At 66.1% G+C, this 13,461-nt stretch carries 10 protein-coding genes; 9 read left to right on the top strand and 1 reads right to left on the bottom strand.

The window, feature by feature from the left end; all coding sequences use genetic code 11:
• Nucleotides 1–34 precede the first annotated feature (34 nt).
• The 7 genes from QP552_RS13395 (at nucleotide 35) to QP552_RS13365 (ending at nucleotide 10,101) form a co-directional block, all read left to right on the top strand.
• Entirely contained in the window at nucleotides 35–520 is a 486-nt protein-coding gene (locus QP552_RS13395; protein WP_106551333.1) for a GNAT family N-acetyltransferase, read from the top strand.
• The gene (gene epmA, locus QP552_RS13390; protein ID WP_111113372.1) at nucleotides 517–1,473 is read left to right on the top strand and encodes an EF-P lysine aminoacylase EpmA; all 957 of its coding nucleotides are present in this window, start codon (nucleotides 517–519) and stop codon (nucleotides 1,471–1,473) included. Before QP552_RS13395 ends, epmA begins: the two co-directional genes overlap by 4 nt.
• Before the next feature lie 138 nt (nucleotides 1,474–1,611).
• Nucleotides 1,612–2,340 carry a DUF3011 domain-containing protein gene (locus tag QP552_RS13385; protein WP_106551331.1) on the top strand — a complete coding sequence of 243 codons (729 nt, stop codon included), beginning with the start codon at nucleotides 1,612–1,614 and terminating at the stop codon, nucleotides 2,338–2,340.
• 46 nt (nucleotides 2,341–2,386) lie between these two features.
• The gene (gene mtnA / locus QP552_RS13380) at nucleotides 2,387–3,451 is read left to right on the top strand and encodes an S-methyl-5-thioribose-1-phosphate isomerase (RefSeq protein ID WP_111113373.1); all 1,065 of its coding nucleotides are present in this window, start codon (nucleotides 2,387–2,389) and stop codon (nucleotides 3,449–3,451) included.
• 311 nt (nucleotides 3,452–3,762) lie between these two features.
• On the top strand, nucleotides 3,763–6,477 hold the full coding sequence (gyrA, locus tag QP552_RS13375; RefSeq protein ID WP_111113374.1) for a DNA gyrase subunit A: 2,715 nt from the start codon (nucleotides 3,763–3,765) through the stop codon (nucleotides 6,475–6,477).
• Nucleotides 6,478–6,859: 382 nt separating this feature from the next.
• The gene (locus QP552_RS13370) at nucleotides 6,860–9,388 is read left to right on the top strand and encodes a membrane-bound PQQ-dependent dehydrogenase, glucose/quinate/shikimate family (RefSeq protein WP_111113375.1); all 2,529 of its coding nucleotides are present in this window, start codon (nucleotides 6,860–6,862) and stop codon (nucleotides 9,386–9,388) included.
• Nucleotides 9,389–9,618: 230 nt separating this feature from the next.
• The gene (locus QP552_RS13365; protein ID WP_181358192.1) at nucleotides 9,619–10,101 is read left to right on the top strand and encodes a transposase; all 483 of its coding nucleotides are present in this window, start codon (nucleotides 9,619–9,621) and stop codon (nucleotides 10,099–10,101) included.
• A 733-nt stretch (nucleotides 10,102–10,834) separates the two neighbouring features.
• Here QP552_RS13365 and QP552_RS13360 read toward each other — a convergent pair.
• Nucleotides 10,835–11,824 carry a zinc-dependent alcohol dehydrogenase family protein gene (locus tag QP552_RS13360; RefSeq protein ID WP_286073855.1) on the bottom strand — a complete coding sequence of 330 codons (990 nt, stop codon included), beginning with the start codon at nucleotides 11,822–11,824 and terminating at the stop codon, nucleotides 10,835–10,837.
• A 119-nt stretch (nucleotides 11,825–11,943) separates the two neighbouring features.
• Here QP552_RS13360 and QP552_RS13355 point away from each other — a divergent pair, with 119 nt between their 5' ends.
• Nucleotides 11,944–12,849, top strand: a complete 906-nt coding sequence (locus QP552_RS13355; RefSeq protein ID WP_111113377.1) for a LysR substrate-binding domain-containing protein — start codon at nucleotides 11,944–11,946, stop codon at nucleotides 12,847–12,849.
• A gap of 51 nt (nucleotides 12,850–12,900) precedes the next feature.
• On the top strand, nucleotides 12,901–13,401 hold the full coding sequence (locus tag QP552_RS13350) for a DUF4952 domain-containing protein (RefSeq protein WP_111113378.1): 501 nt from the start codon (nucleotides 12,901–12,903) through the stop codon (nucleotides 13,399–13,401).
• Nucleotides 13,402–13,461: the final 60 nt, after the last annotated feature.

Raw genomic sequence — 13,461 nt, 5'->3', positions numbered from 1 at the left:
CCCCGTACCCGGCATGAAACACAAAGGAACACCGATGCAGACCGCCCCGCTGGATTTCCGCCTGGCCACCCGTGCTGACGAGGAGCTGCTGATCGCATTGATGCGCGAGTTCTACGCCGAAGACCGGATCGACTTCGACGACGCGCGCGTGCGTCGCGGCGTGGATGCGTTGCTGGCTGATCCGCGCAACGGTGAAGTGCTGCTGTGGCTGGACGAGGCGGCTGAGGTGGTCGGCTATGCGGTGATCGCGATGGGCTTCAGCCTGGAACAGGGCGGCCACTTCATGCTGCTGGACGAGCTGTACCTGGCCCACCGGGCGCGCGGTCGTGGCCGCGGCAAGCAGGCGCTGGCGATCTGCGAGCAACGTGCGCGCGGCCGTGGCGTCAGCCGCCTGCGCCTGGAAGTGAACCACCACAATGAGCTGGCCCGTCGCCTCTACCTGGCGAGCGGTTACATCGATGACACCCGCGATCTGCTGACCCTGCCGCTGGACCACCCGCGCCCGGAGGGCATCCTGTGAGCGAGGCCCTGCTGCGCGCGCTGCAGCAGCGCGCCGCGCTCAATGCGCTGGTCCGCCGCTTCTTCGCCGAACGCGATGTGCTGGAGGTGGAAACGCCGATCCTGTCGGTGGCCGGCAATACCGAGCCGAACATCGACAGCTTCCATACCGATTTCAGTGGGCATGTCGATGCGGGTGGCCGTCGCCGTTGGCTGCGCACCTCGCCGGAATATCCGCTCAAGCGCCTGCTGGCCGCCGGTGTCGGCGACTGCTATGAGCTGGGTCGGGTGTTCCGCAACGGCGAGGCCGGTGGCCGCCACAATCCGGAATTCACCATGCTGGAGTGGTACCGGGTTGGCTGGGATCATCATCGCCTGGTGCAGGAAACCGCCGAGCTGGTCACCCAGGCGCTGGCGCTGGTCGGGCGCAGTGCGAGCCTGCGCGTGCTGAGCTACCGCGAGCTGTTCCAGCAGTACGTGGGCGTGGACCCGTTCGAGGCCGATGAGGCTGCATTGCGGGCCTCGCTGGGTGATGTGCACATCGATCCGGTCGGGTTGACCCGCGACGACTGGCTGGACCTGTTGATGACCCATCGCATCCAGCCGCACTTCGATGACACGGTGATGACCGTGGTCCATGACTGGCCAGCCAGCCAGGCGGCGCTTGCGCGCATCCGTGCCGGTACACCGCCTCTGGCGGAGCGTTTCGAGTTGTACCTGGGCGCGGTGGAGCTGGCCAACGGCTATCACGAACTGAACGACGCCCACGAGCAGCGCGCGCGCTTCCAGCGTGACCTGCAGCGGCGCCATGAACGTGGCCAGGTGCAGCCGGCGCTGGACGAGGCGCTGCTGGCAGCGCTGCCATCGATGCCGGCGTGCGCGGGCGTGGCGGTGGGTGTGGATCGCCTGCTGATGGCGATGAACCGTACGCCGCGCATCGCCGACGTGCTGGCCTACGACTTTGCCCACGCATGAGCGACATGCGTTCCTGAACATCGAAGACTGAACGGAATTCCGCGTTTCCGCGCTTGCTTCGGTAAGCAGGATGATGCTCTTATCACGGCAGATGCCGGACACTGGCACGCAGTTCATCCATTCCTGCTGGGGAAGGCTTTGGTCAAGTGGTTTGCGGTTGTCGCTGCACCGGTGTACTCCATCGCGCTCTGGGGTGCCTGGCTGCCGTCATCGGCATCTGCCCAGCAGGCCGGCTACGACGGTGAAGTGGTGACCTGTGAATCACGCGACATGGGCTGGGTGCATTGCGATATCGATGTCAGCAACGGCATCGACCTGGTGCGCCAGCTCTCCAACAGCAGCTGCATCCGTGGCAGCGAATGGGGCACCGACCGCAGTGGCGTGTGGGTCACGCTGGGCTGCCGCGCCGAGTTCCGCGCGCGCCGCGCTGCAGGCGCCGCGCCGGCAGCCAGCGAGGGCAAGCGCCTGGTCCGTCGCGTGGTGCGTTGTGAATCCAATGGCCGTCCGCAGAGTTGCCCGGTGCGCCTGGATGGCGCGCCGGTGCGCCTGCTGCGGCAGCTGTCGGCGCTGCCGTGCCGGGAAGGGCAGGGCTGGGGTTACAAGCGCAATGAGGTGTGGACCAGCCGCGGCTGCCAGGGCGACTTCGAAGTGGCGGACGACGAGGGGCGTTTCGTCGACGTGCCACGTCGCCTGACCTGCGAATCGAAGTCGAAGAAGCGCCGCTTCTGTGGCGCCAGCATCTCGGTCGGCGCGGCCGTCTTCGAGCAGCTGTCCAGCACGCCGTGCGAGGAGGGCAGCACCTGGGGCTGGAGTCGCAACGGCATCTGGGTGGACGGCGGCTGCCGCGCAGAATTCTCGGTGAATTGAGCCCGGGCGGGCTCCAACCCCGGGGGCGTGGCCCTACAATGGGCTCATGAACACTGCCTCCGACATCGACTACGCCCGTTACGACCACATCCGCCCGATCCTGTGGACCGGCGATGCCCTGCAACTGCTGGACCAGCGCAAGCTGCCGTTCGTGGTCGAGCATGTGGTCTGCCATGACAGTGACGAAGTGGCTGCGGCCATCCACGCGTTGACCGTGCGTGGTGCGCCGGCCATCGGCATCGCCGCCGCCTGGGGCGTGGTGCTGGCGGCGCGCGAGGTGCAGGCCACCGATGGCGCGCACGCACTGCAGCAGCTGGAGCCGGCGCTGCAGCGCCTGAACGCCTCGCGCCCGACTGCGGTGAACCTGGCCTGGGCGCTGGCCCGCATGCGCCGCTGCCTGAATGCTGCCGGCGCTGACTGGAAGGCCGCGCTGGAAGCGGAGGCGCAGGCCATCGCCGAGGAAGACCTGGCGGCGAACCGCCACATGGGCGCGCTGGGTGCCGGCCTGATCGAGACCGGTAGCGGCGTGCTGACCCATTGCAACACCGGCTCGCTGGCCACCGCCGGCTTCGGCACCGCGTTGGGCGTGATCCGTGCCGGCATGGCCCAGCACCGCATCGCCCGCGTGTTCGCCGGCGAGACCCGGCCGTGGCTGCAGGGCGCGCGCCTGACCGTGTGGGAGCTGCAGCAGGATGGTATCGACGCCACCCTGATCGCCGATTCGGCTGCCTCGCACCTGATGAAGACCGGTGCCGTGCAGTGGGTGATCGTGGGTGCCGACCGCATCTGCGCCAACGGCGATACCGCCAACAAGATCGGCACCTACCAGCTGGCCATCGCCGCGCGCCACCACGGGGTGAAGTTCATGGTCGTGGCGCCGTCCTCGACGGTGGACATGGACACCGTTGATGGCAGCCAGATCGAGATCGAGCAGCGCGATCCGGGCGAGCTGTACGGCGTGGGCGGCACCCGCACCGTGGCCGAGGGCATCGCTGCCTGGAACCCGGTGTTCGACGTCACCCCGGGCGAGCTGATCGACGCCATCGTGACCGAACGCGGCGTGATCCTGAACCCGACCACCGGGAACATGCGCGCCGCCTTCGGCGGTTGAGGCGGGCGGGTTCCGCGGGGTCGGATCCCTTTCCGCAGGAAAGGGCTCTGACCCCTTGTTCGCCCGCATCCACGCATGGCGTGGATCTACCGGGCGGGCCAGGCCGGTAGGTCCACGCCATGCGTGGATGGATCATCTTTCCGCGCCCGGCAGTCCCCTAAGTTCCTGATTTGTGCAGGTAAAATCCCCGTAAAGGGAGGCGGAAAACGGCCTGTTGTGGTAGTATCCGCAGGTTGAATCGAGGTTCCGGCACGACCCTCTCCCGCAGAGGGCTGCGCCGGACTGGACCGCTACCAGACAACGGAACCCGAATGGCAGAAACCGCCAAGGAAATCATCCAGGTCAACCTGGAAGACGAGATGCGCAAGAGCTACCTCGATTACGCCATGAGCGTGATCGTGGGCCGTGCGCTGCCGGATGCGCGCGACGGCCTCAAGCCGGTGCATCGCCGCGTGCTGTTCGCGATGAATGAACTGAACGCGCACAGCAACAAGCCCTACTTCAAGTCGGCGCGTATCGTCGGTGACGTCATCGGTAAGTACCACCCGCATGGCGATCAGTCGGTGTACGACACGCTGGTGCGCCTGGCACAGCCGTTCTCGCTGCGCTACATGCTGGTCGATGGCCAGGGTAACTTCGGCTCCATCGATGGCGACTCCGCCGCGGCAATGCGATACACCGAAGCGCGCATGTCGCGCCTCGCGCATGAGCTGATGGCCGACATCGACAAGGAAACCGTCGACTTCCAGCCCAACTACGACGAAAAGGAACTGGAGCCGACGGTCATGCCGACCCGGTTCCCGAACCTGCTGGTCAACGGTTCGGCCGGTATCGCGGTGGGCATGGCGACCAACATCCCGCCGCACAACCTGAGCGAATCGATCAACGCCTGCATCGCGCTGATCGACAACCCGGAAATCGACGTCGACGGCCTGATGGAGTACATCCCGGGCCCGGATTTCCCGACCGCCGGCATCATCAACGGCACCGCCGGCATCGTTGCCGGCTACCGTACCGGCCGTGGCCGCGTGCGCATCCGTGCCAAGGCCGATATCGAGGTGGCCGACAACGGCCGCGAATCGATCATCGTCACTGAAATTCCTTACCAGGTGAACAAGGCGCGTCTGATCGAGAAGATCGCCGAACTGGTCAAGGAAAAGAAGATCGAAGGCATCAGCGAGCTGCGCGATGAGTCCGACAAGGACGGCATGCGCATCTACATCGAGATCAAGCGCGGTGAATCTGCCGAGGTTGTGCTGAACAACCTGTACCAGCAGACGCAGATGGAATCGGTGTTCGGCATCAACATGGTGGCGCTGGTCGATGGCCGCCCGCAGTTGATGAACCTCAAGCAGATGCTGGAGGCCTTCGTCCGCCACCGTCGCGAAGTGGTCACCCGCCGCACCGTGTTCGAGCTGCGCAAGGCGCGCGCCCGTGCCCACGTGCTGGAAGGCCTGACCGTCGCGCTGGCCAACATCGACGAGATGATCGAACTGATCAAGACCTCGCCGAACCCGAACGAAGCCCGCGAGCGCATGCTGGCACGCGTGTGGGAGCCGGGCCTGGTCGGTGCGATGCTGGGTGCTGCCGGTGCCGAAGCCTCGCGCCCGGAAGACCTGCCCAAGGGCGTGGGCCTGATCGAGGGCGGCTACCAGCTGACCGAGATCCAGGCCACCCAGATCCTGGAAATGCGCCTGCACCGCCTGACCGGGCTGGAGCAGGACCGCCTGACCGACGAGTACAAGCAGCTGCTGGAAGTGATCGCCGGGCTGATCCACATCCTGGAAGATCCCGACCGCCTGCTGCAGGTGATCCGCGAGGAACTGATCAGCGTCAAGGCCGAGTTCGGCGACGAGCGTCGTACCGAGATCCGCCACAGCGAAGAAGACCTGGACATCCTCGACCTGATCGCGCCGGAAGACGTGGTGGTCACCGTTTCGCATGCCGGTTACGTGAAGCGCCAGCCGGTGAGCGTGTACCGCGCGCAGCGCCGTGGTGGCCGTGGCCGCAGTGCGGCGGCGACCAAGGAAGAGGATTTCATCGAACAGCTGTGGCTGGTCAACACGCATGACACGCTGCTGACCTTCACCAGTTCGGGCAAGGTGTTCTGGCTGCCGGTCTACCAGCTGCCCGAAGCCGGTTCCAACGCCCGCGGCCGTCCGATCATCAACTGGATTCCGCTGGAGCCGGGCGAACGCGTGCAGGCCGTGCTGCCGGTGCGCGAGTACGCCGATGGCCAGTTCGTGTTCTTCGCTACGAAGAACGGCACGGTGAAGAAGACCCCGCTGGGCGAGTTCGCCTTCCGTCTGGCCCGCGGCAAGATCGCGATCAACCTCGACGAGGGCGATGCGCTGGTCGGCGTGGGCCTGACCGACGGTGAGCGCGACATCCTGCTGTTCGCCTCCAACGGCAAGACCGTGCGCTTCGGCGAGGACAAGGTCCGCTCGATGGGCCGTACCGCGACCGGCGTGCGTGGCATCAAGATGCCGGCTGGCGAGGAAGTGGTCAGCCTGATCGTGGCCGAAAGTGCTGGTGGCATCGAGGACGAGAACGAGGACGACAACGGTGTCGAGGAAGCCGCCGCCAATGGCGATGCGGTGATCGACGGCGCCGACGACGCCAGCGTGCAGTACATCCTCACCGCGACCGAGAACGGTTACGGCAAGCGCACCCCGCTGCCGGATTACCCGCGCAAGGGCCGTGGCACGCAGGGCGTGATCGGCATCCAGACCACTGAGCGCAACGGCAAGCTGGTCGCTGCGGTGCTGATGGGTTCGGACGACGAAGTGCTGCTGATCTCCGATGGCGGCACCCTGGTGCGTACCCGTGGCTCGGAAATCAGCCGCGTCGGCCGCAACACCCAGGGCGTCACCCTGATCCGCCTGTCCAAGGACGAGAAGCTGCAGGCGGTGGAACGCATGGATGCCTCCATCGAAGAGGACGAGGACGAGGTGGCGGCTGCCACCCCGGCCGCGGCCGAAGGCGCCCCGGCTGCGGCCAGCAGCGAGGACGCCGCGCAGGAGTGATCCCGCCGCGATGAGAAGTACCCGACGACGCCGGCCCTGGGCCGGCGTCGTCGTTTCTGCGGATCTTCCGGTCGTGGCGGATCTTCCGGTCGTGCTGGATTCTCCGAGCGCTGCGGACCATCCGATCGCTGAGGACCATCCGATCGCTGCGAACCATCCGATCGCGGTGGTAGAGTCGACTGTTAGTCGACTGCTCTGCACATGGCGATGAAAAGCCCGCGCTGCGCGCGATAGTCGACTAACAGTCGACTCTACCCAGTCGACAATTCCCCAGTCGACAATTCCCCAGTCGACGATCGCCCCGTCAATTCCACCCGGAAAATACGCGCGCGCTTCACATGTGCGGTGGGATAAGGGCGCATGCTGCCCCCGGAGATCGACGATGTCCGCCACGCCGCAGTCCGATCCTGCTCCTGTCCGCACCCCGCGCCATCCGCTGGTGACCGTGCTGTCGCTGTTGCTGGTCGTGCTCGGCCTGGTCATCGGCGGGCTCGGCGCATGGCTGCTCAGCCTTGGGGGGTCGGCGTACTACGCCATCGCAGGATTCGGCCTGCTGGCCAGCGGCATCCTGCTGTTCGGCAACCGCCGCAGTGGCGCGCTGCTGTACGCGCTGGTGTTCATCGGCACGCTGCTGTGGACCTGGTGGGAATCGGGCAGCGACTACTGGCGTTGGGTGCCGCGCCTGGGTCTGGTTACGGCCCTCGGCATCGTGATGGCGCTGTTGGCACCGACCCTGCGTGAACCAGTGTCCAAACGCCTCTCGCGCAGCGTGGCTGGCCTGCTGATGCTGGTGTTCGTCGCCGCGTTCGGCCTCGCCTTTGCGCCGCATGGCGAAGTGGACGGGCACCAGCCGTTCCCGGAAGGCGCGGCTAGCGCCGGACTGGAACCCACGCGTGATACCACCGGTCTGCAGCCCGCCGACCAGCCTGCCGACGGTGACTGGCCTGCGTGGGGCCGCAGCAATGCCGCCACCCGTTATTCGCCGCTGCAGCAGATCACGCCGGCCAACGTTGCCACGCTGCAGCTGGCCTGGCAGTTCCGCACTGGCGACCTGCCGAAGAAGCGCTGGGGCGCGGAAACCACGCCGCTGAAGATCGGCGACCGTCTGTACCTGTGCACCGCGCGCAACCGCTTGATCGCACTGGACGCCAGCAGCGGCAGGGAGCTGTGGCGGTTTGATCCGAAGGTGAAGGACGCTTCGATTCCCTATACCGCTGCCTGTCGTGGCGTGAGCTACTACGAACAATCGAGCGCGCCGACCGTGGCCGATGCGGTGCTGGCCGATGTTGCTGCCGATCTGGCGCTGCCCGAGCCGCCGCCCACGGTCACCCGCAGCGCCGCGCCGGGCAGCCGGCCGGCCTGTTGGGCGCGCATCATCGAAGGCACGCTGGATGGCCGCATCATCGCGGTGGATGCGGACAGCGGACGCCCCTGCGCCAACTTCGGCAACAACGGCCAGGTCGACATCACCCTGGGCATGGGCGAGGTGCCGCCGGGCTATGTGTCGATCACCTCGCCGCCGGCGATCGTGCGCGGTGTGATCGTCACCGGCCACCAGGTGCTGGATGGCCAGCGCCGCGATGCGCCGTCGGGGGTGATCCAGGCTTACGACGCGGTCACCGGCAAGCTGCGTTGGGCCTGGGACATGGACCAGCCCGAGCGCAGTGGGCTGCCTCCGCGCGAACTGACCTACACGCGCGGCACGCCGAACATGTGGACCACTGCCACCGGCGATGAAGCGCTGGGCCTGGTCTACCTGCCGCTGGGCAATTCCGCCGGCGATTACTGGAGCGGCTCGCGCACGGAAAACCAGAACCGCTATTCGACCTCGCTGGTGGCGATCGACGTGGCCACCGGCAAACCGGCCTGGCACTTCCAGGCCGTGCGCAAGGATGTGTGGGATTACGACCTGGGTTCACAGGCCAGCCTGATCGACTACCCGACCGCGGCGGGCAAGGTACCGGCGATCCTGCTGCCGACCAAGCAGGGCGACCTCTACATCCTCGACCGCCGCAACGGCCAGCTGCTGAGTGCAGCGGAAGAGCGCAAGGTGCCTGTGGGCGGTGTCGAGCCCGAGCAGCGCTCACCTACGCAGCTGTTCTCGCTGTACCACACGCTGCGCCGCGAGCATGACCTGACCGAGCGCGACATGTGGGGGCTCACCCCGATCGACCAGCTGGTCTGCCGCATCCAGTTCCGCAAGGCCTACTACGAAGGCTTCTACACGCCGCCGAGCAGTGACCGCCACTCCATCGAGTATCCCGGCTACAACGGCGGTTCGGACTGGGGCAGCGTCTCCATCGATACGCGCCGTGGCGTGATCGTGGCCAACTACAACGACATGCCCAACTACAACCGGCTGGTGCCGCGTGCCGAAGCCGACCGGTTGGGCTGGCTGCCGCGCGAGAAGATCCGCGCGGACAAGGGCGGTGGCGAGGGTGCAGGTGATCCGCAGGTGGGCACGCCGTATGGCATCCAGGTCAATGCCGGCTGGCGGCTGCCGTTCACCGGCCTGCTGTGCAAGCAACCGCCCTACGGCGGCATCCGCGCCATCGATCTGCGCACCGGCAAGCTGCTGTGGGATCGTCCGTTTGGCAGTGCACGCGGCAACGGACCGTTCGGCATCCGCTCAGGCCTGCCGATCGAGATCGGCACACCGAACAATGGCGGTTCGGTGGTGACTGCCAGCGGTCTGATCTTCATCGCCGCCGCCACCGATGATCTGCTACGCGCGATTGATCTGAAAACCGGCAAGGAGCTGTGGCACGCCAAGCTGCCGGCGGGCGGGCAGGCCAACCCCATGGTGTACGAACAGGGTGGCCGCCAGTACGTGGTGATCATGGCCGGCGGCCATCATTTCATGGAAACCCCGAAGGGTGATTACGTGATGGCGTTTGCGCTGCCCAGATAGAGCCTGAAGAGTAGAGCCGACCGGGTTGAGCCGACTGGGTAGAGTCGACTGTTAGTCGACTGCTCTTCGCGATTGCGCTGGAAAGCCCGCACTTCGCGCGACAGTCGACCAGCAGTCGACGCTACCCGTGCGACTCCACGTCCCCGGACGCTGTATCGAGATGATCTCTGATCCTGACATTGGTAGTGAACCGATGTCGGGAATCCATCCTGGCGAGCATTCTCGAACTCATGCCCAGCCCTCAACTGCTTGCCGGCCGGCGATCCATCGTCGGCAACGTCTACACCATCACCATGGTGTGCCGGAACCGCCATCGCGTCTTCGATTGCCCTGCCAATGCCGACCTTGCCATGCAGCTCCTCGGATCGATGGACCGGGAAGGCCTGACTGCGTCGCTTGCCTGGGTCATCATGCCGGATCATATCCACTGGCTGGCTCAACTACGTGGCCATTCGCTGGGCTACTGCGTGCAGCGCTTCAAGGCGCGCAGCAGTTTTCTGATCAACCGGCGGCGAGGGAGCCAGGGTGCAATATGGCAGGCGGGTTATCACGATCATGCGATCCGCAGTGACGCGTCCCTGCAGCGGCACGCCGGCTACATTCTGGCAAATCCGGTTCGATCGGGTCTTGCCGCGCAGGTCGGTGACCATCCGTACGGGTGGTGTCGCTGGCCGCTGAGCGAGCTGGAGTCGGTCCACGAGGATGAATTCTGATACGGCCAACTCTACCTCGTCGGTCTACTGGCGGGTTCGCGCGATTCCACGCGACTGCGTGCTTCTACGGCCGACTGGGCCGAACCGGCTGGGTAGAGTCGACTGGGTAGAGTCGAATGTTAGTCGACTGCTCTTCTCGCCCGCGCTGGAAAGCCCGCGCTTCGCGCGATAGTCGACTGACAGTCGACTCTACCTCGTCGGTTTACTGGCGGGTTCGCGCGATTCCACGCGACTGCGTGCTTCTACGGCCGACTGGGCCGAACCGACTGGGTAGAGTCGACTGGGTAGAGTCGACTGTTAGTCGACTGCTCTTCTCGCCCGCGCTGGAAAGCCCGCGCTTCGCGCGATAGTCGACTAACAGTCGACTCTACCTCGTCGGTTTACTGGCGGGTTCGCGCGATTCCACGCGACTGCGTGCTCCTACGGCCGACTGGGCCGAACCGGCTGGGTAGAGTCGACTGGGTAGAGTCGACTGTTAGTCGACGGCTCTTCTCGCCCGCGCTGGAAAGCCCGCGCTTCGCGCGATAGTCGACTAACAGTCGACTCTACCTCGTCGGTTTACTGGCGGGTTCGCGCGATTCCACGCGACTGCTTGCTTCTACGGCCGACTGGGCCGAACCGACTGGGTAGAGTCGACTGTTAGTCGACTGCTCTTCTCGCCTGCGCTGGAAAGCCCGCGCTTCGCGCGATAGTCGACTAACAGTCGACTCTACCTCGCCGGTCTGCTGACGGGTTACACCGTCACCACTACCTTGCCGATCTGCTCGTTCGATTCCAGATAACGATGCGCGTCCTGGATCTGCGCGAACGGGAACACCTTTGCGATCATCGGCACCAGCACGCCCTTGTCCAGGCCGTCGACGATGAAGGCCTTGGCACGCGCCAACGCGGCATCGTCGGAGACGATTTCCGAATACAGGTAGCCCTTCAGCGTCAGCGACTTGCCCAGCACGTTGAACAACGGGAACGGGGTCGGCTCGCTGCTCAGTGCGCCGTATTCCAGCAGGATGCCGCCGCGCGCCATCGCTTCGGTCAACGCGTTGAACTGCGGGCCGCCGATCGGATCGAACACCACGCGGGCACCGGCGACGCCGGTGATGCGGGCCACTTCGGCGACCAGATCCTGTTCCTGGATGGCGATGACATGGGCGGCGCCGGCATCGAGCAGCGCCTGGCGCTTGCCCGGGCCGCGGGTGACCGCGATCGGCGTGGCGCCCACGGCGTTGGCGATCTGGATGGCGGCCAAGCCGACGCTGCTGCTGGCGGCGGTGATGATGACGAAATCCCCGGCAGCCAGATGCGCCTGCTCCAGCAGCGCCCCCCAGGCAGTGACGTACTGCATCCACACGGCCGCCGCGGTTTCAAAGTCCAGCGCCTGCGGATGCTTGACCACCAGCCGCGCCGGCACATTGGCCAGCTCGCCGTAGGTGCCCCAGCGGGCGATATCCAGCGGCGGCACCACGCTGACCGCATCACCGACGGCGAATCCGTCGACCGCGCTGCCCACCGACGCGACCACGCCGGCCGCTTCGTAGCCCAGGCGGCTTGGGAACTGTGCCTGCTGCAGGTACGCGCCGTTGCGGAACATCACCTCGGCGCGGTTCAGGCCGATCGCCTTGACCCGGATCTGCACCTCGTCGGCGGCAGGTGCGGGAATGTCGATCTCGTCGATGCGCAGCACATCGGCGTTGCCATATTCGTGGATGCGGACAACCTGACTCATGGGGGGCTCCAGGGAAGGGCCGGCGCTCGGGCCGGCGGGGACGTGGCGGGCACTATGCGCGTGGTCTGCATCCAGAATAAGGGGTAATTTGGCGTTTCATTGGAAAACATTCGTTTGCAATGGACCTTATCGTTCCGCTCCGGACCTTCGCCAAAGTGGCCGAGGTCGGCTCCTTCGCTGCCGCCGCCGACGCCTTGGACCTGTCGCCACAGCTGGTTGGCAAGCACATCCAGGCGCTGGAGCAGCACCTGGGCGTGCGCCTGCTCAACCGCACCACGCGCAAGCAGAGCCTGACCGACTTCGGCCAGGCGTTCCTGGCGCGGGCGCGGGTGATCCTGGAAGAGGTGGAGGGCGCCGAGCAGCTGGCCGAGGTGGCGCGCGGACGGCCGATGGGGCGCCTGCGCATCAGCGCACCGGTCACCTTCGGCGTGCATGCGCTGGGCCCGGCGGTGGTGGCCTACATGCAGGAATATCCGGACGTGCAGGTCGATCTGAATCTGTCCAACAGCCTGGTCAACATCGTCGAAGACGGCTACGACCTGGTGTTCCGCACCGGTGACCTGGCCGACAGCGGACTGGTGGCACGGCGGTTGGGGCCGTATCCGCTGGTGCTGTGCGCATCGCCGGCCTACCTGGCGTCGCGACCGCCGATTACCCACCCGAGTGACCTGAGCCGGCACGAGTGCCTGGGCTTCGCGCATTCGATCATCCGCACCCGCTGGAGCTTCCGTGATGCCGATGGCAGCGTGTTGAGCGTGCCGGTGTCCAGCCGTTTCATGGTGAACCAGGCCGAGCCGTTGTTGACTGCCGCAGTGGGTGGGCTGGGGCTGATCCTGCAGCCGCACGAGATGCTGGCCGCCGCACTCGCGCGCGGCGAACTGGTGGAGGTGCTGCCGGCATTCGTGCCGGTGTCGACCTGGATCAACCTGCTGTACCCGCGTGATCGCCAGCTGACGCCCAAGCTGCGCAGCTTCCTGGATTTCTGCGTGGCGCGCTTCAGCGAGCAGAGCATGGCGCGGCGATAGCGCGGGCATCGGTTAGCATTTCCTCGACCGTCTGCGAAGGATCGCCCTGTGATGTCTCTTCTGCTGCCCGAGCTTACCGTTGGCTTCCTGCTGCTGGCGGCATTGTCCGGCAGCAGCGGGATCATGGAGCAGCCCCCTGCGCAGGCGCTGGCCGAGTGGGAGCTGCAGGGACGTGCCGACGGCCTGGCGCGACCAGACACCCCTTGCCAGGATTTCCTGCAGGCGATGGGGCGGAAGCCGGCTGGGTTGGAGTACGTGGGCTGCAGCCAGGACGACGCGTCCTACATCAAGCCCATGGAGGCCCACTACCGCGTCGCCGGCGCACGCGCCGAGCAGGTCGAAGCGTATCTGCACACGACATTCGGAATGCCGATGCTGCGTTACACCTGCTGTGGCTGGAGCAATGGCGGGCCGTATTCCTGGCGCGAAGGTCCAGACACGGTGAGGTACCAGATCGGGATGGGCGTGGAATCGCTTCCGCATCAGCGCAGCGAGTGGCGCCGCATCGAAGCATTCAACGTAACGGTGGAGGTGTTCCGGCAGAGCCCGTAGCGAGGGTGTGGTAGGCGGGTGCGTGCTCTAGGATGCGTGCAGGGATCCGTGCAAAGGAAC

The sequence above is a fragment of the Stenotrophomonas sp. 59 genome (assembly GCF_030291095.1).
In the GTDB taxonomy this organism is placed as follows: domain Bacteria; phylum Pseudomonadota; class Gammaproteobacteria; order Xanthomonadales; family Xanthomonadaceae; genus Stenotrophomonas; species Stenotrophomonas maltophilia_Q.
This window is presented reverse-complemented; position numbering and strand designations above follow the sequence as displayed.

Bases quoted from the DNA above. Each gene is read 5' to 3' on its own strand.
- QP552_RS13370 (WP_111113375.1), top strand. From the start codon at position 6,860: ATGTCCGCCACGCCGCAGTCCGATCCTGCTCCTGTCCGCACCCCGCGC.
- QP552_RS13350 (WP_111113378.1), top strand. From the start codon at position 12,901: ATGTCTCTTCTGCTGCCCGAGCTTACCGTTGGCTTCCTGCTGCTGGCG.
- mtnA (WP_111113373.1), top strand. From the start codon at position 2,387: ATGAACACTGCCTCCGACATCGACTACGCCCGTTACGACCACATCCGC.
- QP552_RS13365 (WP_181358192.1), top strand. From the start codon at position 9,619: ATGCCCAGCCCTCAACTGCTTGCCGGCCGGCGATCCATCGTCGGCAAC.
- QP552_RS13360 (WP_286073855.1), bottom strand. From the start codon at position 11,824: ATGAGTCAGGTTGTCCGCATCCACGAATATGGCAACGCCGATGTGCTG.
- gyrA (WP_111113374.1), top strand. From the start codon at position 3,763: ATGGCAGAAACCGCCAAGGAAATCATCCAGGTCAACCTGGAAGACGAG.
- QP552_RS13395 (WP_106551333.1), top strand. From the start codon at position 35: ATGCAGACCGCCCCGCTGGATTTCCGCCTGGCCACCCGTGCTGACGAG.
- QP552_RS13355 (WP_111113377.1), top strand. From the start codon at position 11,944: ATGGACCTTATCGTTCCGCTCCGGACCTTCGCCAAAGTGGCCGAGGTC.